We start from the raw sequence: 18,666 nt of genomic DNA, 5'->3' as shown, positions 1-18,666 counted from the left end.
CGCCTGATCGTCGCTTAGGTTACGCCGTGGCTTCTTGGCCGATCACGATCTTCGTGTCGGACGAGAAGGTATAGGGCGGGATCGGCAGATTGATCGGCGCCGGGCCGCCGCGGACGCGGCCGGAGGTATCGAACACCGAGCCGTGGCACGGGCAGAACCAGCCGTGATACTCGCCCTGCTGGCCGAGCGGGACGCAGCCGAGATGGGTGCAGTTTCCGTAAACGATGAGCCACTGGGCATGGCCTTCCTTGACGCGGGCCGAGTCGGCCTGCGGATCGCGCAGGGAGGAGACGTTCACGTCCTCGGCCGCCTTGATCTCCTCGGCCGTGCGGTGGCGAACGAAGATCAGCTTGCCGCGCCAGAAGACCTTCACGATCTGCCCTTCGGCGATGGGAGAGAGGTCGACCTCGACAGGAGCGCCGGCAGCCACCGTCGCCGCATCGGGCGCCAGGGACTGGACGAAGGGCCATACGAGGGTGGCTCCGCCGACAGCGGCGGCCGCGCCCGTGGCGATGTAAAGGAAATCGCGCCGTGTCGGCTCAGCGACATGAGTGGTGGTCTCGGCCACTTGGCTCTCCAGCATTGATCAAAAAACGAGAACCGCGCATCGGCAATACCTTGGGAACCCAGGCATTCGGCACACGAGGTCCATAATGGAACAAGCATGCGCGCCGAAGCGCGCGCAATGCGACTGGGAGTCGCCGCGCGGTGGCTGTTTGGCACGGCCAAGCCCGCCTGTCCATAGCCGGATTGGAGTTGTTCCAGCCTGTGGCTCAAAATGCCGCCGGTCCCTGCGCGGCCAAGCTCCGCCTCGCAATCCGACCCCCGCAAGCCGCCCTTGCAAGCCACCCTTGACGGAGGCCGTTCTTCCCCCGATGACGGATCGCATGCCCCGCCTCGCCATCTACCAGCCGGACATCCCGCAGAACACCGGCACCATGCTGCGCCTGTCCGCCTGCCTCGGCGTGCCGGTGGAGATCATCGAACCTGCGGCCTTCGACGTGTCGGACCGCAACCTGCGCCGTTCCGGCATGGATTATCTCCACCACGCGACGATCGCGCGGCACATCTCCTGGCGCGCCTTCGAGGCGTGGCGCCGTGAGGCGGGCGGGCGGCTGATCCTCGCCACCACCAGGGGCGCCATTCCTTATGCCGATTTCGCATACCGCGCGGACGACATCGTCCTGGTCGGACGGGAATCCGCCGGCGTGCCGGATGAGGTCCACCAGGCCGCCGATGCCAGGGTCGTGGTGCCGATGCAGGCCGGCATGCGATCCCTGAACGTCGCCGTGACCGCCGCCATGATCCTCGGCGAGGCATTGCGGCAGACGAACGCTTTTCCCAATCCCGGTCCCACGGAATCCGAGACGACATCATGACCGATACGAACGCCGTCGAGCGCCTGCAGACAGAGGCTCCCATCTGGTTCGCGCTCCTGCGCGACCGGATCTGCGCCGCCTTCGAGACGCTGGAGGACGAGGTCGTGTCCCCGCTCCCCCCGGAGGCGTCCGAACCGGGCCGCTTCGAACGCACGCCGTGGGAGCGCAGGGACCATGGCGGCGCTCCCGGCGGCGGCGGCGTCATGTCGATGATGCGCGGCCGCGTGTTCGAGAAGGTGGGCGTGCATGTCTCGACGGTCCACGGCGAGTTCGCGCCGGAATTCCGCGGCCAGATTCCCGGTTCGGACCAAGACCCGCGCTTCTGGGCCGGCGGCCTCTCGCTCATCGCCCATCCCTGGAACCCGAACGTTCCAACGGTGCACATGAACACCCGCTTCGTGGTGACCACGAAGCCGTGGTTCGGCGGCGGCGCCGACCTCACCCCCGTTCTCGACCGGCGCCGGACGCAGGACGATCCGGACACCGTCGCCTTCCACCGGGCGATGGAGGAGGCCTGCGGCGCCCATGCGCCGGAAGGCTCCTACGAGAAATACAAAAAGTGGTGCGATGAGTATTTCCTGCTCAAGCACCGCAACGAGCCCCGCGGCATCGGCGGCATCTTCTACGACTATCACTGGACCGGAGACCCGGACGAGGACTTCGCCTTTACCCGCAGCGTCGGCGAGGCCTTCCTCGAGATCTATCCCGAGATCGTCCGCCGCAATGTCGCGAAAGCCTGGACTGACGAGGATCGCATCGAGCAGCAGGTGCGGCGCGGGCGCTACGTGGAGTTCAACCTGCTCTACGACCGGGGCACGATCTTCGGCCTGAAGACCGGCGGCAACATCGCCTCGATCCTCTCCTCCATGCCGCCGACGGTGCGGTGGCCTTGATCGAAACTTCATCCCGGACGAAGCGCAGCGGAACCTGGGATCGTGTGCAGAAAGAGCACGCTCTTCCCTCCCCCTTGCGGGGAGGGATTAAGGGTGGGGGTCGGAAAGCCGGAGCGCTGTGCTTCGTAACTCTCTCTACGTCATCACCGGTCTCGTGCCGGTGATCCCGACCCGAAGAGCGCTGAGTCTCACAGGATCGGGATGGCCGGCACAAGGCCGGCCATGACGTGGCAGGTGTGACGGAAGGGTCTCACTCAATCGCACCACCTCGAGCCCTCCCCGTAAGGGGGGAGGGCAATGCGCGCTAACCCTGCTCCAGCACCCGCCTGAGCAAATCCTTCGCGTAATCCTCATCCGTCCGGCAGCCTTCCGCCAGCCAGGCCTGGCGGGCCTGTGCGAGCATCTCGCCGATCTTCGGTCCCTTCGGAACTCCCCCCTCGACGAGATCGGCGCCGCGCAGGGGAAAGACCGGCACCGGCTCGGCGCCGCTGCGAAAGCGGGTGAGAGCCTCAAGGGCATCGACATGGACGATGGGGAACGGCTCGCCCGCAACGGCAGCCAGAACGACGTCCAACATCTCGATATCGTGGTCGGCCGCCAGCCGCCGCATGGCAGCCGCATCGAGCGGCAAGGCCCAGGTCTTGAGCAGGGTGAGGAGCCGTGCGTAGGCGGAGAGCTTCTTGTCCTCGTCGTTGGAAAGCCGCAGGCGCTCCCGCAGGCGTTCGGCATCCTCCTCGACCATGACGGCGAGCGCCGCCAGACGCCAGACCGGAACCGGCCCTTCCCTGTCGACGGAAGCCAGACGATTGAAGCGTCCGAACTCCGCCGCACCGCCCAGAAGCCCCGTGAGGAAGCCGTGATCGGCCAGGATGCGGATGGTGTCCTCAGCCCGCCGCGCGACGACGAGCCTCAAAAGCTCGTGCCTGATCCGCTCCTTCGAGAGGATCGCCAATCCGTCCCGCTCCGCACCCGAAGCGGCGAGGCCCTCCGGATCGGGATCGCCTTCGGCATATTCCGCGTGGAAGCGGAAGAACCGCATGATCCTCAAGTAATCCTCGCGGATGCGGGTATGCGCATCGCCGATGAAGCGGACACGGCGGGAGGCGAGATCGCTCACGCCGTCGGTATAGTCGTAAAGCTGCCCGTCGAAACCGAGCGAGAGGGCGTTGATGGTGAAATCGCGCCGCCTCGCATCGAGCCCGAAATCGCGCCCGAAATGCACGACGGCATGGCGCCCATCGGTTTCCACATCCTCGCGCAGGGTCGTGACTTCGAACGGTTCGCCGTCGACGATCACGGTGATCGTGCCGTGATCGATCCCGGTCGGAACCGCCTTGAACCCGGCCTTCTTCGCCCGCTCCGCGATCGCATCGGGCAGCATGGTGGTGGTGCAGTCGACCTCTGTGACGGGCCGCCGGAGCAACGCATTGCGCACGGCGCCACCCACGATGCGCGTCTCCTCGCCCCGGCTGTTATAGACCTCCAGGAGGCTGCGTAGGGCAGGACGGTCGAGAAGGCCTGCCAGAGCCTTTCGGTCGAGGGTTTCCATCACTCGAAATGTCCCGGCACGACCCGTCCGTTTTCCACATGGGTCGGCACGTAAGTGCCTGTCTGCCGCTCGGCCAGAAGGCCTGTCGCAAGCAGGGAGATCACGACGAAACCCAAGCCTGCGATCGTGAGCCAGAGGGATTGATCGCTCCAATGGGACCAGAGCAGCGGGTTGCGGCGCCGGACGACGAGATAAACGGCGAACAGAACGAAGGGCAGGAGGAACAGCACAAGTCCCTGAATCACCGCCCGTGTCATGTTCCGTAGAGCCTCTCGTAAAGATTGCGGATGATGCCCGCCGTCACGCCCCAGATGTAGCGTCCCTCATACGGCATTGCATAGTAGCGGCGGATTCTGCCCTTCCACTCGCGGGAATGAAGCTCGTGGCGCGCCGGGTCCATGAGAAAGCCGAGCGGCACCTCGAAGGTGTCGGCGACCTCATCGTGATTGAGGTTGAGGACGTAGGAAGGCGAGACGCGCGCCACGACCGGCATCACGAGATAATTCGTCGTGGACAAGTACGCATCGAGATAGCCGAGCGGGCTGATGAAGCGGCTGTCGAGGCCGATCTCCTCCATCGCCTCGCGGCAGGCTGCCGCCAGGACGGAAGCATCCTCCGGATCGACCCGCCCACCCGGAAAGGCGATCTGTCCCGAATGCTGGCGCAAATGCGCGGCGCGCTCCGTGAGAAGCAGCATCGGCGCGTCGCGCATGACCACAGGCACGAGAACCGCGGCAGGCTTCGGCGTCAGCGGATGGACCAAGGGCACGTTATCGAGGCTGTGGTCGCCGCGCGGATTGGCCAGGGCCTCGTCCGCATGCGGCGGTTGGGACCGAAGCCGCTCAGCCGCCAGCGTCAGGAAATCCGGCACGTCGTGTGGAGCAAGGCGCATCAAGGAGCGCCCAGATCGGAGGCGGGAGCGATGGGAAAGAATGCTCCGCCGGCTCGCACGCCGAAGGTGGCGGCCTCGCCGATCTTGCCCTCCTCGCCCAGGGCGATCAGGTCGAGCGCGAGGCTGCGCGTCACGCGCGCCCACAGCTCGCCCCGGACCCTGACGTAAGGTTTGACGCCGCCCGTCGCATCCTGCTCGAAGCGCAGCGGGCGCTCCGGCCCGACCTGGACGAGATCGTCCACATTGGTGCGAAAGGCGATCTGACGCCCTTCGCCTTCGCCCTCCACAGCCATCTCGACGGCGAGGAAGGGCGCATCCTCGACTTCGATCCCGACGCGCTCGACGGGCGTGACGAGCACGTGGCGCTCGGGATCCTTGCGCAGAACCGTCGAAAACAGCTTCACGAGGGCGGGCCGGTTGATCGGCGTTCCCATGTAATGCCACGTGCCGTCGGCGGCGATGCGCATGTCGATTTCGCCGCAATAGGCTGGGTTCCAGCGCTCGACGGGAGGCAGTCCTTTGCGCTCGGCATCGGGGCCGAGCGCTGCGGAAAGGCGTGCCAGCGCGCTTCCGGATGTGAGGGGCGAGGGATCGGTCATGACGCAAGCGTGAACGGGAAACCGCATTTTGAGGATCGACGAACGGCCGTCGATGGTTACTTCCTAGAGCATAGAGTCCCCAGCCGCCTCGTCCACTCCCATCGGTCCGATGCTGCGGCGCATCGACCCTTGCTAATCGACACGGATCGAAGGCAGACTACCTACTGGGGCTATTGGGAATGAGAGGGAGAGTGACCTCATGACGGCCAGCATTGCTCAAGCGCCCACCGCCCTGGACGACGCGATCATCCGTAGTGCGGAGGCGACCCTTGAGACTGTCGGGCGCGCCCGGGAGGCCATCCACACGGTCATCTTCGGCCAGGAAGACGTCGTCGACCTGACCCTCATCACCCTTCTCGCCGGCGGCCACGGCCTTCTGGTCGGCGTCCCCGGCCTCGCCAAGACGAAGCTCGTCGAGACGCTGGGCACCGTGCTCGGCCTCGACGCCCGTCGCATCCAGTTCACGCCGGACCTGATGCCCTCCGACATCTTAGGCTCCGAAATCCTCGACGAGGGCGCCGACCGCCGCCGCTCCTTCCGTTTCGTGAAGGGCCCCGTCTTCGCCCAGCTTCTCATGGCGGACGAGATCAACCGCGCGAGCCCGCGCACCCAGTCCGCCCTGCTCCAGGCCATGCAGGAGCACCACGTCTCGGTCGGCGGCGAGCGGCACGACCTGCCGCAGCCCTTCCACGTGCTGGCGACCCAGAACCCCATCGAGCAGGAGGGCACCTATCCCCTGCCCGAGGCCCAGCTCGACCGCTTCCTGCTCGAGATCGATGTGGGCTATCCGACCCGCGATGCCGAGCGGCGCATCCTGATCGAGACGACCGGCGCCGAAGAGCATAAGCCGCAAGCCGTCATGAATGCCGAGGCGCTCATGAACGCCCAGCGCCTCGTGCGCCGCCTGCCGGTCGGCGAGAGCGTGGTCGACGCCATCCTCGACCTCGTGCGCTCGGCGCGTCCCGAAGCCGAGCGGGTCGAAGGCGTGACCGACAAGATCCTCTGGGGTCCGGGTCCGCGCGCGAGCCAGGCGCTGATGCTGGCCGTGCGCGCCCGTGCGCTCATCGAGGGACGGGTGGCGCCCTCCATCGCCGATGTGTTGGCTCTTGCCGAGCCGGTGCTCAAGCACCGCATGGCCCTGACCTTCTCCGCCCGCGCCGATGGGGAGTCGATCAAGAGCGTCATCGGCAGGCTCACCTCGCGGCTGGCAGGCTAGGATCCCATCATGGCCCGCGTCCGGGTCCTCCCCGAAAGCGCCCGTTCGCCGGGACGCCGCGAAACCGAAAACGCCCTCTCCCTGGCTCACCGGATGCCGCGCCTCGTCCTCGAGGCAAGGCGCGTCGCCGCCAATCTCGCCCACGGCATCCACGGCCGCCGGCGCGCCGGCACCGGCGAGAGCTTCTGGCAGTTCCGCCCCTTCGTCGCCGGCGAGGCGGCGCAGCGCATCGACTGGCGCCGCTCCGCCCGCGACGACCGGCTCTATGTGCGTGAACGCGAATGGGAAACCGCGCAGACCGTGTGGTTCTGGATCGATCGCTCCGCTTCAATGGGCTACGCCTCGGATCTGGCGCAGGCGCCCAAGATCGAGCGCGCCATCGTGCTCGGCCTCGCCCTCGCCAATTGCTTCGTCGAGGCCGGAGAGCGGGTCGGCATGCTGGGTCTCCTGGCGCCCCGCGCATCCCGGCGCATCGCGGAGACCATGGCCCAGACCCTGGTCGCGGACCGCGCCTCGCTCGAAGAAGACCTGCCGCCGGACGCGCCTGTGGCGCCGCAGCACGAAGCCGTCCTGATCAGCGATTTCCTGTCGCCCGTGCGCGACATCACGGCCATGGTCGAGGGCATCTCCTCCCGCGGTGCGCGCGGCCATCTCGTCATGATCGTCGATCCCGTGGAGGAGACCTTTCCATTCCAGGGCCAGGCCGTCCTGCACGATCTCGAAGATGGCCTGTCGCTGCGGATCGGCGATGCCATCGCCTGGGGCAATGCCTACCGCTTAAGGATCGAGCAGCACCGAGCCGAGCTGCTGGAACTGGCACGCCGCCGCGGCTGGACGCTCACCATCCACAGAACCGACCGCCCGGCGAGCGAGGTCGCGCTTCGCCTCATGACCCTCGTATCGGCTTCCCGCGGCACGCATATGGGAGGGCGTTGAGCGATGTTCGGCCTTCCTCTCACCTTCACGGTTCCGCTCGTCCTGACGGCTCTCGCGGCGCTTCCGGCGATCTGGCTGCTGCTGCGCATCACGCCGCCGCAGCCCAGGCGCGTCGACTTCCCGCCCCTGAAGATCCTCGCCGACCTGCGCCCGGAACAGGAGATGCCCGCGCGCACGCCATGGTGGCTGCTGCTGCTGCGGCTGCTGCTTGCCGCGTTTCTCATCCTCGCGGCCGCCGGGCCGATCTGGAACCCGCTCGCGGAAGACAGCAACCGCTCGCCGCTCCTGATCGTGCTCGACAACGGCTTTGCCGCCGCCCACGACTGGCGCGATCGCATGAACCTTGCCGCCGAGCGCATCGAGGCAGCGGGACGCGACGGACGCACGGTCGCGCTCGTGGCGACGGCGGATGCGCCGGCGGCCATCGAGCCTTCGAGCCCCTCCACCGCGCTGGAGCGCCTGCGCTCCCTCAAGCCTCTGCCGCATCTGCAGGACCGTCAGGCTCACCTCGAATCCGTCAGGCGTTTTCTGGAATCGACGCCCGATGCCAACATCGTCTGGATCAGCGACGGGGTCGCCGGCGTTGACGGGCAAGGCTTCATCGATGGTTTGGCGCCAATGGCCGGCGGGTCGCGGATGACCGTCCTCAAAGCGGAGCGTGCGTCGGCCCTTGCGGTTGCCGGCGTCGAGAATGCGGGCGGGCGTCTCAATGTCAGGCTGATGCGCGCCGAACCGAACGGGCGCGATTCCGGCACGGTGCGCGCCCTCGACCTCAAGAGCCTGCCCCTCGCCGACATGCGCTTCGCCTTCGACGCGAACGCCACCGAGACCGATGTCGCCTTCGACCTGCCGACGGAAATCCGCAACGCCATCGCCCGCATCGAGATCCTCGGCGAAGGCTCCGCCGGTGCGGTCCATCTTCTCGACGAGCGCGGCAAGCGCCGCCGCGTCGGGCTCGTCTTCGGCGGCACCTCCGACCAGGCGCAGCCGCTCCTGTCGCCGCTCTACTACATCGAGCGGGCGCTCGCACCGTTTTCGGAGATCCGCAATGGCCGCGGCGCGGTGGCCGATGCCGTGAACCAGCTCATCGACGAGCAGGTCTCGGTTCTCGTGCTGGCCGATGTGGGCGGCCTCGACCGCGAGACCATGGGCCGCGTCACCGCCTTCGTGGAACAGGGCGGCCTGCTGCTGCGCTTTGCCGGCTCCCGGCTCGCCGCCGGCAACGACGAACTCGTGCCCGTGCGCCTGCGCCGCGGCGGGCGCAGCCTCGGCGGCACCCTCTCCTGGGACACCCCGAAGACCTTCGCGCCGTTTACCCGCGAGAGCCCCTATTTCGGCCTCGCCGTGCCGGACGAGATCGGCATCCGCCGCCAGATCCTCGCCGAGCCCGACGGCGACCTGCAGTCGAGGACCTGGGCCGCACTCGCCGACGGAACGCCGATCGTGACCGCGGACAAGCGCGGCGACGGTATGATCGTGCTCTTCCACGTCACCGCCGATACGACCTGGTCGAACCTGCCCCTGTCGGGCCTCTTCGTCGACATGCTGCGCCGGACCGTCGCCCTGGCCGGGGCATCGAGCGATGCGAATGCAGAGGCCCGCAATGCGGAGAACGAGACCGTGGCTCCACGACTGACCCTCGACGGCTATGGCATCTACATCTCGCCTCCCGCGACCGCCCGTGCGGTGACGCGCACCTATATGGAGCGGGCGAACGGCGAGCATCCTCCGGGCTTCTACGGCCCCGTCGATTCGAGCCTTGCGCTGAATGCGCTTCTGCCGACCGACCGTCTCGCGCCGCTCAACCTTGCGCCGCTCAACGCCAGGATCGCTCCGCTCGCCGGGGCGCAGACCATCGATTTGCGTATGCCCCTGTTCATGCTGGCCCTCGTGCTGCTGATCGCCGACACGCTCGCCTCGCTCTGGCTCGGCGGCCATCTGTCGAACCTGTTCGGCCGGCTGCGCCGGACGGGAGCGGCGGCCGGCATCGCTTTGGCGGCCATGATGCTCTTCAACCCGGGCTCGGATGCGAATGCTCAGGAGCGCCGCTCCTCCATGACGATGGAGAGCTCCAATCCCGCGCTCGTGACGCGGCTCGCCTACGTGATCACGGGCGACAGCCAAGTCGACGAGACGAGCCGCGCCGGCCTTGCCGGCCTGACGCAGGTTCTGAGCCAGCGCACGGCCCTGTCGCCGGGCGAGCCCATCGGCATCGATCTGTCGCGCGATGAGGTCGCGTTCTATCCGCTGATCTACTGGCCCGTCGTCGCCTCGCGACCCGTACCGACCGAGGCTGCGATCCGTCGGCTCGATGCCTTCATGAAGGGCGGCGGCACAGTGATCTTCGACACCCGCGACGCCTTCGGCAACCGTCCCGACGGCGCACCCACCGCCGAGGGACAGGCCCTGCGCCGCATGCTGGCGAGCCTGGACATTCCAGAGCTCGAGCCGGTGCCGGCCGATCACGTCCTCACCAAGACCTTCTACATCCTCGACAGTTTCCCCGGCCGCTACGCCACGGGGCAGACCTGGGTCGAGGCCCTGCCGCCCGCACCCGAGGGCGAGGAGAACCGTCCGGCCCGTTCAGGCGACGGCGTCTCGCCGATCATCATCACCTCGAACGATCTGGCGGCAGCCTGGGCCGTCGGGCAGCGGGGCGAATGGCTCTACCCCGTCGTCGGCAGCGATCAGCGCCAGCGGGAATTCTCGTATCGCAGCGGCGTCAACATCGTCATGTACGCGCTGACCGGCAACTACAAGGCCGATCAGGTTCATGTGCCGGCCCTGCTCGAACGGCTCGGGCAATAAGGGGAAAAAGCTTTGCTTTCGATCGGCTTCTCCCCCCTCATCCCGGCTTACGCCCTCTGGGCCCTCGGCGCGGTCGTCGCGCTGCTGGCCATCCTTGCCCTGATCTCGCGCGGACCCATCGCGATCCTGCGCGCCGTCGCTCTCGGGCTCGTTCTTCTGGCGCTGGCCAACCCGGCGCTGGTGCAGGAGGACCGGGAGAAGGTGAAGGACATCGTGGCGGTGGTCATCGACCGCTCGACCTCGCAGACGCTCGGCGACCGTTCGCCCATGACCGATCAGGTCCGGACGGAGCTGGAGCGCCGCTTCGGCTCGCTCGCCGATGTGGATCCGCGCTTCATCGAGGCCGATGACGGCAATGGCGACGATGGCACGCGCCTCTTCGCCGCCCTGTCGAACGGCCTCGCCGACGTGCCGCCGGACCGGCTCGCCGGCGTCGTCTTCGTCACCGACGGCGTAGTGCACGACATTCCGCCTTCCGTGGAAGGCCTCGGCTTCCGGGCGCCCCTGCACGCCCTCATCACCGGCCGTCCCGACGAGCGCGACCGGCAGATCAAGCTTCTGGAGGCTCCCCGCTTCGGCATCGTCGGCAAGGACCAGACGATCCGCGCGCAGATCATGGAACGCGGCGGCACGGGCTCGGCTCTTGTCACCGTACGTCGGGACGGACAGGTTCTCACCCGTCAGCAGGTGCGAGCCGATACGCCCTTCTCCCTCGACGTGCGCATCGAGCACGGCGGCACCAACGTGGTCGAGCTCGAAGTGGAAGGCCTTCCGAACGAGCTCACCCAGGCCAACAACCGCGCCGTCGTTCCCATCGAGGGCATCCGCGAGAAGCTGCGCGTGCTCCTCGTCTCCGGCGAGCCGCATGCGGGCGAGCGGACCTGGCGCAATCTTCTCAAATCGGACGCGAACGTGGACCTCGTCCACTTCACCATCCTGCGTCCGCCCGAGAAGCAGGACGGCACGCCGATCAACGAATTGTCGCTGATCGCCTTCCCGACCCGCGAGCTGTTCCAGCAGAAGATCAAGGAATTCGACCTGATCATCTTCGACCGCTACGCGAACCAGAGCATCCTGCCGTCGAGCTATTTCGAGAACATCGTCCGCTACGTGCGCGAGGGCGGCGCAATCCTGATCGCGGCAGGCCCCGAATTCGCGAGCTATGGCAGCCTCGCGCAGACACGGCTCGCGCCGATCATTCCGGGCCAGCCGAACGGCACCATCGTCGAGCAGCCCTACAAGGCCGAAATCACCGACACGGGCGACCGCCATCCGGTCACCCGCGACCTGCCGGGCTCGGAGCAGTCGCCGCCCGCCTGGGGCGAGTGGCTGCGCATCGTCGGCTCGCAGGTACAGTCGGGCTCGACCCTCATGTCGGGCGCGAACGACCTGCCGCTCCTCGTGCTGCGCCGCGAGGACAAGGGGCGCGTGGCGCTGCTTCTCTCCGATCACGCCTGGCTCTGGGCGCGCGGGTACCAGGACGGCGGACCGCATCTCGATCTCCTGCGCCGCCTCGCCCACTGGCTCATGAAGGAGCCTGCTTTGGAAGAGGAAGCCCTTCGCGCCAGCGCTCAAGGCCGCGACATCCGCATCGAGCGGCAGAGCATGCAGGAAACCGTCGATCCGGCGACCCTCACGGCGCCGAGCGGCGCTGAGAGCAGCGTCGCCCTGACCGAGACCCGCCCCGGTCTGTTCACGGCGCAGGTGGCAAGCCGCGACCTCGGTCTGCACACGATCCGCTCCGGCGATCTCATCACCTTCGTCAGCATCGGACCGGCGAACCCGCGCGAGCTGATGGACGTGTTCAGCAACACCGAATCCCTGGCCTCCATCGCAGAGGCGACAGGCGGATCGGTACGGCGCGTGGCGATCGCCGGCGATCAAAGCATTACGGTGCCGCGGATCCTCGCCGTCCATTCCGGCACGCGCTTTTCCGGCGGCGACTGGATCGGGATCCGGCCGAGCGACAGCGCCATCGTGCGCGGCATCTCGGTCTTCCCGATGGCGCTCGGCTTCGTCGGGCTGGTGCTGCTGATCGGCTCGACCCTCGCCGCCTGGCTGATCGAGGGACGGCGAAGGGCCTGATCAGGCCGTCTGCGGAAGCGTGCTCACCAGCCCTTTCGCGCGGGCGAGCACACCCTCTTCCAGTTCCAGCGCCAGAAAGCGCGCGGGATTGACCGGTCCCGGCAGCTGCAGGTCCTGAGGCGGAATGCGCTTGAAACCGAAGCGGCTGTAATAGGGCTCGTCGCCGACGAGCAGCACGAGCTTATGGCCCTTCTGCCGCGCGGCTTCCAGCGAGCGACGCATGAGGGCAGCGCCGATGCCGCGGCTCTCGAAGGCGGGTTCGACAGTGAGCGGCCCCAGCATCAGGGCCGGCACCGCGCCTGCCATCACCGGCGTCATGCGGATCGAGCCGACGAGCAGCGTGCCGACCATGGCGGTGAAGGACAGATCGATGAGATGAGGAGCGCCCTCCCGCAGGCGCGAGGCCGTGCGGGCGAAGCGGCCCGGGCCGAAGGCGCGCTCGTGCAGGCGCTCGATGGCCTCGGAATCGATGGGTTGCTCGGTGCGGATCTGGAGCGAGAGCTCAGTCATGAACGGACTCAGGCGATAGACGGGAAACAGAAATGGCGGCTGGAGAGGTCTCAGCCGTGTCGTCGTCGCAAGGTCCGGATAATGCTCATGGGGCTCGGCGTTTCCTCTATGAATCTAGGCCATAGCAGCGTCGGGAACGCGGCGCAAATCCCCTCTCACCAGTTCTGGGATGGCTTCTGCCCTTGGAGGATCTCGGCGAGACGGTTGCGGGTGGCGACCGTCGTTCCGTCCGGAAGCCGGTCGAGGGGAAAGAACCCGGCCTCCGCGATCTCGCGGTCCGGCCGCTTGACCTCCAGCACCGTGAAGCGCCGGATCACGTAGACGAGCACGTGGTCGCGCCGGGAGATCTTCCGGTTGAAGAACACGCCGGCGAGGGCCGGCGGTTCGTCCATCGCGATGCAGGCCTCTTCGTGCAGCTCGCGCTCGAGGGCCTCCAGCGCCGTCTCGCCCGTCTCGACGCCGCCGCCCGGCAGATGCCAGCCCGGAACATAGGTGTGACGGATTAGGAAGACCCGATTGTCCTGGTCGAGAACCACCCCACGGACGCCGAGCGTCATGCCGCGGGAAAAGCGCCAATAAGCGTGAAGCCCCCAGGAAATCAGCCGCGATGATGGTCGGGAGGGGCGGGACTCGGACATCGGATCAGACAAGCACTCTTCGATTACCGGAGGATGAACGTGACCATTCACTTATTGCATAGCTGTTAACGCAAAATGGCGCGTGACCCGCACTATACGAAGGTCTAATACAGCGCCAGCAAAGGTGTTCCAATGTTTCTCGCTCTGATCTTGTCCCGTCTGAACCGCTCCGCCCGCTTCTCCTGGTCCCCGGCCCTCAATCTCGAGGACCGCACGATCTACTCGACCCTGATCCCGGGCGCACAGTACTGAGCTTCAAGCCGTCTTCCCTGCCCCTGCAGGGTGACTTGGCACTGGCCCGCCTCTCTGTTTAGAATATTTCTAATCAGGAGCGGATATGAAGTCTCTGTCCGAATTGTCCGAGCGCGAGGTCGTCGCGCTCGCGATCGCCAATGAAGAAGAAGATTCGCGGATCTATCAGCATTTCGCGGATCGCCTTCGCCCCGACTTCCCCGCTTCCGCCGAGATCTTCGACGGCATGGCCGAGGAGGAGCGGGCCCATCGCAACTCCCTCTACGGATTCTATCGCACCCGTTTCGGCGAGCACCTGCCGCCGATCCGCCGCGAGGACGTGCGTGGCTTCCTGAAGCGTCGCGCCGTGTGGTGGAGCCCTCATCTCGACCTCGACCGGATGCGCCGCGAGGCGGAGGTCATGGAACTGCAGGCGGCGAGCTTTTACGACAAGGCGGCCCAGCAGACACTCGACGTCTCCGTGCGCGAGCTGTTCACCCGGCTCGCCGAGGTCGAGCGCGGTCACGAGCGCAAAGCGAGCGAACTGCACGCCGCGCACCTGACCGAGAACGCCGAAGCCGCAGAAGAACATGCTCGCCGCAGGCTCTTCGTGCTGCAATATGTCCAGCCGGGACTGGCCGGGCTCATCGACGGCTCGGTCTCAACCCTCGCCCCGCTTTTCGCTGCAGCCTTCGCGACCCAGAACAACTGGGAGACGTTTCTCGTCGGCCTCGCGGCCTCGGTCGGCGCCGGCATCAGCATGGGCCTAACGGAGGCTCTCTCCGACGACGGCGAGATCACCGGCCGCGGCTCGCCCTGGCTGCGCGGTCTGGTCTGCGGCGTGATGACGGCGGCCGGCGGCCTCGGCCATACCCTGCCCTATCTCGTTCCGGATTCCTGGCCCAACGCCTTCATTCTCGCGACAAGCATCGCCGCGCTCGTGGTGGCGGCCGAGCTCGTCGCGATCTCATGGATCCGCACGAAATTCATGGATACGCCCTTCTGGAGCGCGACCTACCAGGTCATCGTCGGCGGCGTCCTCGTGCTTCTCGCCGGTATCTTCATCGGCAGCGCTTGACGCCAGGGGCCGGGCGCGCGAACTCTCCCCTCCACCCGCAGCAACCCGGCCGTCATGTTCCGCATCGCTCACTTGACCGACCCCCATGTGGGGCCCCTTCCCCGGCTGCGTCTGAAACAGCTTTTCAGCAAGCGCCTGACCGGCTGGTACAATTGGCACCGCAGCCGGCAGGACCTGCATGACATGGAGCTGCTGGCGGTGCTCGTCGCCGACATCCATGCGCAGAAACCCGACCACATCACCTGCACCGGCGACACCTGCAATATCGGTCTTCCGGACGAGTGGAAGACCTCCCGGGTCTTCCTCGAGGGCGTGGGCGATCCGTCCCGCGTCACCTTCGTGCCGGGCAATCACGATGCCTATGTGCGCGGCTCGCTCGAGGGCCTCCTGCGGGAGGTCGCGCCCTGGACTCGGGGCGATGATGGCCGCGAGGCCGTCTTTCCCTATCTGCGCCGCTACGGGCGCATCGCCATCGTCGGCCTGTCATCGGCCATCCCGACCCTTCCCTTCGTCGCCTCCGGGCGGGTCGGGTCGAGGCAGACCAAAGCCGTCGAGCAGATGCTCGGCGATCTCGGGCGTGATCCGGACTGCTTCCGGATCGTCCTCATTCACCATCCTCCGCATGTCGGCGGGGCCGAGGCCGGGCGCAATCTCACCGACGCACGCCGCTTCGAGAAAATGCTGGGCCAGGTCGGCGCCGAACTCGTTCTCCACGGTCACAATCACGTCGGCTCGCTCGCTCATCTCGACGGTCCGCGCGGCCCCATCCCGGTGATCGGGGCTCCCTCCGCCTCCGCCCGCGAGGGCACGCTGACCCACAAGGCCGGCTATCATCTCTTCACCATCGACCGGGACGAGACCGGCTTCCTCCTGAAGGCGGAGCTGCGGGGATTGAGACCGGACGGAACAGTGGGCGGGATGGGCATGCTCTCGCTCGCCCGCATTCGCCAGCCAATAGACAAGCTTTGACGATGTAAATCCGCCAAGCTTCGACGGTTTCCGAGAATATCCAAGGCTCAGCTTGATCGAAGACAATCGTCATTCATCGCGAAATCTCTGCTTTACTGCCGCTCATGCCCGATATCCGGCCATCGCAGGCATGAATGGGCAATATATCCTGCGCTGTTCTGGAACCGCCGAGATCGCTCCCCGTTGAACGGTTGCAGCAGCCACCCATGAATTCTGCGAGCCTCTCGGGTTTCGCATGGTGCCCTGCGACCTGAACACAGGAGTTTTCTCATGAAACATTACGTTGCCCTTGGGGTCTTGCTCGCGTCCGTTTCGGCCGTCCCGGCCTCCGCCCAGGTTGCCCCTGCCCAGGTCATGGACAGCCAGACCTACCGCATGATGGCGGCCCAAGCGGACGCGTTCGAGATCGCCTCGAGCCAACTTGCCCTCGAACGGTCGCGCAATCCGGCCGTTCGGCGCTATGCCGAAACCATGATCAAGGATCACGGTATGACGAGCCAGGCACTCAACGGCGGCCGTCCGGTCTATTCGGCCTCCGGTGAGTTCATCGGCGGCTCGCTCGGCGGCACGCTCGCCGGTGCGGGCATTGGCGCCGTGATCGGCGGTCCGGTCGGCGCAGTGGTTGGGGCCGGCGTCGGCGCTGCTGCCGGCGCAACGGCCGGTGCTGCGGCAGGCCGCGCCGACGTGCAGACCACCGGATCGACCACCCCGATCCGTCTCGGCATGCCGCTCAGCCCTGAGAAGACGGCCCTGCTGAACCAGCTGGCCTCGACCTCGGGCCCGCAATTCGACCGCCTCTACGGTCAGGCCCAGCGGCAAGCCCATCAGGAAGCCCTCGCGCTCCATTCGGGTTATGCCCAGGCCGGCAACGATCCGACACTGCGCCCGTTCGCGGCTTCCGTGGTGCCGCATATCGAGCATCATGCGGCTGAGGCACGCCGCCTTCCGGGCGGCTCCGCCCGGCGCTAAGCGATCGCACAGAGACAAGACTGCGACGGCGGGCTCCTGGCCCGCCGTTTCCTATTCGCCGAAAGCGGCACGCCGAACCGCATCGTTATGGCTTGTGGCGAGAGCCCTAATGTGTAGGAAGGAGCCGTCCGGACCTCGTCCGCAATGCATCGACCTATCGCGAGCTGCCATGGCCTACGTCATTCCCGCGCCTTCGATCCCTGCCCTTCCCGTTGCCGGCACCGATGACCTCTTCCCGGTCCGCCGCGTCTATTGCGTCGGCCGCAACTACGCGGCCCATGCGCGGGAAATGGGCGCCGACCCGACCCGCGAGCCGCCCTTCTTCTTCATGAAACCGGCGGACGCTCTGCAGCCGGTGGCCGGCGGAGAGACGACGGACCATCCCTACCCGCCGAAGACCGGAAACTATCACTTCGAGGTCGAGATGGTGGTGGCGCTCGCCAAGGGCGGACGGGACATTCCTGTCGAACAGGCGCTCGACCATGTATTCGGCTATGCGATCGGGCTCGACATGACACGCCGCGACCTGCAGGACGAGGCCAAGCAGCTCCGCCGTCCCTGGGAGCTCGGCAAGGCTGCGGACCTGTCGGGACCTGTCGGCCCGCTCTATCCTGCCTCTGAAATCGGCCATCCTGCCAGCGGCTCCATTACCCTCGCCATGGATGGGGCGATCAAGCAGAAGCGCGACCTGTCTGACATGATCTGGTCGGTCGCCGAGCAGGTCGCTTATCTCTCGTCCTATTTCGAGCTCTTCCCCGGCGACGTGATCTTTTCCGGCACGCCCGAGGGCGTGGGAGCGGTGACGCAGGGACAGACCTTGAGCGCCGCCATCGAGGGCCTCGGCGAGATCCGCCTGCGGGTCGTGTAGGGCGGGGTGGCCCCTTGCCTTTTTGCTGAGATTGGCTGTTACTGCGCCACGGCGCGGCCCTCTCAGGCCGCGGTTAATTAAGGCCCCGGTGTCATGCCGTGGCCCACAAATAAGGGAACGACAATGAACTTCGTTAAGACCGTCGGCTTGGCTCTCCTCGGCTCGGCCCTCGCCATCGGCGGAGCGGCCGCCCAACAGAAGACGATAAAGATCGCGACAGAGGGCGCCTATGCTCCGTGGAACTTCACGGGTGCCGGCGGCAAGCTCGAAGGCTTCGAGATCGACCTCGCCAACGACCTATGCAAGCGCATGAACGTCACCTGCGAGATCGTGGCTCAGGACTGGGACGGCATCATCCCAGCGCTGACTGCCAAGAAGTACGACGCCATCATGGCCGGCATGAGCATCACCGACGAGCGCAAGAAGACCATCGACTTCGCCGGTCCCTACGTGAACGGCCCCAACGGCTACATGGTCGCCAAGTCGTCGCCCCTCGCCAAGATGGCGGGCACGGGCGAGGCCTATAACCTCGGCACCCAGCAGGCTGCCGCCGAGAAGGCTATCGACGCTTCGAAGGCGATCCTCAAGGGCAAGACCGTCGGCGTCCAGGGCTCGACGATTCACTCCAACTTCGCGGACAAGTATCTGAAGGGCACTGCGGAAATCCGCGAGTATAAGACCACCGAACAGCATGACCTCGACCTCGCGGCTGGCCGCATCGACGCTGTCCTGGCGGATTCCACGGCCATTATGGGCACGCTCGATAAGCCGGAATTCAAGGATTACGTCATGGTCGGTCCGTCCATCACCGGCGGCCTGCTCGGCCTCGGCGTCGGCGTCGGCCTGCGTAAGGGCGAGACCGAGCTCAAGAAGAGCTTCGAGGACGCGATCCAGGCTGCGATCAAGGACGGCACGGTTAAGACCCTGTCCCTGAAGTGGTTCAAGGTGGACATCTCCCCCAAGGGCTAATCTTCGCTTCGATCCATGAGAGGCGCGGCTCCGGCCGCGCCTTTTTTTTATCGAACGGGTTCAAATGCGACCGAAAT

Annotated in this window: 18 protein-coding genes; 11 read left to right on the top strand and 7 right to left on the bottom strand. The window is 66.6% G+C overall.

Going from position 1 to position 18,666, the window contains the following annotated elements:
- Nucleotides 1-19 precede the first annotated feature (19 nt).
- The gene (gene petA / locus BB934_RS18300; RefSeq protein ID WP_099510912.1) at nucleotides 20-583 is read right to left on the bottom strand and encodes a ubiquinol-cytochrome c reductase iron-sulfur subunit; all 564 of its coding nucleotides are present in this window, start codon (nucleotides 581-583) and stop codon (nucleotides 20-22) included.
- A 304-nt stretch (nucleotides 584-887) separates the two neighbouring features.
- Here petA and BB934_RS18295 point away from each other — a divergent pair, with 304 nt between their 5' ends.
- Both BB934_RS18295 and hemF read left to right on the top strand, forming a co-directional pair.
- A complete protein-coding gene (locus BB934_RS18295; RefSeq protein ID WP_099513003.1) occupies nucleotides 888-1,379 on the top strand; it encodes a tRNA (cytidine(34)-2'-O)-methyltransferase in 492 nt (163 codons plus the stop codon).
- Entirely contained in the window at nucleotides 1,376-2,272 is an 897-nt protein-coding gene (hemF, locus tag BB934_RS18290) for an oxygen-dependent coproporphyrinogen oxidase (RefSeq protein ID WP_099510911.1), read from the top strand. The genes BB934_RS18295 and hemF overlap by 4 nt, the downstream gene beginning before the upstream one ends.
- 304 nt (nucleotides 2,273-2,576) lie before the next feature.
- Here the strand turns inward: hemF and BB934_RS18285 are convergent, their stop codons facing one another.
- Genes BB934_RS18285 through BB934_RS18270 form a run of 4 tightly spaced genes read right to left on the bottom strand, consistent with a single transcriptional unit; the run spans nucleotide 2,577 to nucleotide 5,312 of the window.
- Nucleotides 2,577-3,821 carry a CCA tRNA nucleotidyltransferase gene (locus BB934_RS18285; RefSeq protein ID WP_099510910.1) on the bottom strand — a complete coding sequence of 415 codons (1,245 nt, stop codon included), beginning with the start codon at nucleotides 3,819-3,821 and terminating at the stop codon, nucleotides 2,577-2,579.
- Nucleotides 3,821-4,078, bottom strand: coding sequence for a DUF6111 family protein (locus tag BB934_RS18280; protein ID WP_099510909.1), 258 nt, complete (start codon nucleotides 4,076-4,078; stop codon nucleotides 3,821-3,823). Before BB934_RS18280 ends, BB934_RS18285 begins: the two co-directional genes overlap by 1 nt.
- Nucleotides 4,075-4,713 carry a CoA pyrophosphatase gene (locus BB934_RS18275; protein WP_099510908.1) on the bottom strand — a complete coding sequence of 213 codons (639 nt, stop codon included), beginning with the start codon at nucleotides 4,711-4,713 and terminating at the stop codon, nucleotides 4,075-4,077. Before BB934_RS18275 ends, BB934_RS18280 begins: the two co-directional genes overlap by 4 nt.
- Nucleotides 4,713-5,312, bottom strand: a complete 600-nt coding sequence (locus tag BB934_RS18270) for a DUF1285 domain-containing protein (protein WP_099513001.1) — start codon at nucleotides 5,310-5,312, stop codon at nucleotides 4,713-4,715. The genes BB934_RS18275 and BB934_RS18270 overlap by 1 nt, the downstream gene beginning before the upstream one ends.
- A gap of 199 nt (nucleotides 5,313-5,511) precedes the next feature.
- Here BB934_RS18270 and BB934_RS18265 point away from each other — a divergent pair, with 199 nt between their 5' ends.
- The 4 genes from BB934_RS18265 to BB934_RS18250 are packed head-to-tail and all read left to right on the top strand — an operon-like array spanning nucleotide 5,512 to nucleotide 12,357.
- Entirely contained in the window at nucleotides 5,512-6,528 is a 1,017-nt protein-coding gene (locus BB934_RS18265; protein WP_099510907.1) for an AAA family ATPase, read from the top strand.
- Between the two features lie 9 nt (nucleotides 6,529-6,537).
- Nucleotides 6,538-7,464 carry a DUF58 domain-containing protein gene (locus BB934_RS18260; RefSeq protein ID WP_099510906.1) on the top strand — a complete coding sequence of 309 codons (927 nt, stop codon included), beginning with the start codon at nucleotides 6,538-6,540 and terminating at the stop codon, nucleotides 7,462-7,464.
- A gap of 3 nt (nucleotides 7,465-7,467) precedes the next feature.
- Nucleotides 7,468-10,272: a DUF4159 domain-containing protein gene (locus BB934_RS18255; RefSeq protein WP_099510905.1), complete on the top strand. Its 2,805-nt coding sequence runs from the start codon at nucleotides 7,468-7,470 to the stop codon at nucleotides 10,270-10,272.
- 12 nt (nucleotides 10,273-10,284) lie between these two features.
- Nucleotides 10,285-12,357, top strand: a complete 2,073-nt coding sequence (locus tag BB934_RS18250; RefSeq protein WP_099510904.1) for a hypothetical protein — start codon at nucleotides 10,285-10,287, stop codon at nucleotides 12,355-12,357.
- Here BB934_RS18250 and BB934_RS18245 read toward each other — a convergent pair whose 3' ends face one another.
- Together BB934_RS18245 and BB934_RS18240 are read right to left on the bottom strand one after the other, a co-directional pair.
- Nucleotides 12,358-12,867 carry a GNAT family N-acetyltransferase gene (locus BB934_RS18245; RefSeq protein ID WP_099510903.1) on the bottom strand — a complete coding sequence of 170 codons (510 nt, stop codon included), beginning with the start codon at nucleotides 12,865-12,867 and terminating at the stop codon, nucleotides 12,358-12,360. It lies immediately after the preceding gene.
- Between the two features lie 155 nt (nucleotides 12,868-13,022).
- The gene (locus BB934_RS18240) at nucleotides 13,023-13,505 is read right to left on the bottom strand and encodes an NUDIX domain-containing protein (protein ID WP_099510902.1); all 483 of its coding nucleotides are present in this window, start codon (nucleotides 13,503-13,505) and stop codon (nucleotides 13,023-13,025) included.
- 337 nt (nucleotides 13,506-13,842) lie between these two features.
- Here BB934_RS18240 and mbfA point away from each other — a divergent pair, with 337 nt between their 5' ends.
- The 5 genes from mbfA (at nucleotide 13,843) to BB934_RS18215 (ending at nucleotide 18,589) form a co-directional block, all read left to right on the top strand.
- Nucleotides 13,843-14,814: an iron exporter MbfA gene (mbfA, locus tag BB934_RS18235; RefSeq protein ID WP_099510901.1), complete on the top strand. Its 972-nt coding sequence runs from the start codon at nucleotides 13,843-13,845 to the stop codon at nucleotides 14,812-14,814.
- A 54-nt stretch (nucleotides 14,815-14,868) separates the two neighbouring features.
- Nucleotides 14,869-15,783, top strand: coding sequence for a metallophosphoesterase family protein (locus tag BB934_RS18230; RefSeq protein WP_099510900.1), 915 nt, complete (start codon nucleotides 14,869-14,871; stop codon nucleotides 15,781-15,783).
- A gap of 270 nt (nucleotides 15,784-16,053) precedes the next feature.
- Nucleotides 16,054-16,752: a DUF4142 domain-containing protein gene (locus BB934_RS18225; protein WP_099510899.1), complete on the top strand. Its 699-nt coding sequence runs from the start codon at nucleotides 16,054-16,056 to the stop codon at nucleotides 16,750-16,752.
- A gap of 169 nt (nucleotides 16,753-16,921) precedes the next feature.
- The gene (locus BB934_RS18220) at nucleotides 16,922-17,620 is read left to right on the top strand and encodes a fumarylacetoacetate hydrolase family protein (RefSeq protein ID WP_099510898.1); all 699 of its coding nucleotides are present in this window, start codon (nucleotides 16,922-16,924) and stop codon (nucleotides 17,618-17,620) included.
- A 123-nt stretch (nucleotides 17,621-17,743) separates the two neighbouring features.
- On the top strand, nucleotides 17,744-18,589 hold the full coding sequence (locus BB934_RS18215; protein WP_099510897.1) for a lysine/arginine/ornithine ABC transporter substrate-binding protein: 846 nt from the start codon (nucleotides 17,744-17,746) through the stop codon (nucleotides 18,587-18,589).
- The last annotated feature ends 77 nt before the right edge of the window (nucleotides 18,590-18,666 follow it).

This window comes from Microvirga ossetica (assembly GCF_002741015.1).
In the GTDB taxonomy this organism is placed as follows: domain Bacteria; phylum Pseudomonadota; class Alphaproteobacteria; order Rhizobiales; family Beijerinckiaceae; genus Microvirga; species Microvirga ossetica.
This window is presented reverse-complemented; position numbering and strand designations above follow the sequence as displayed.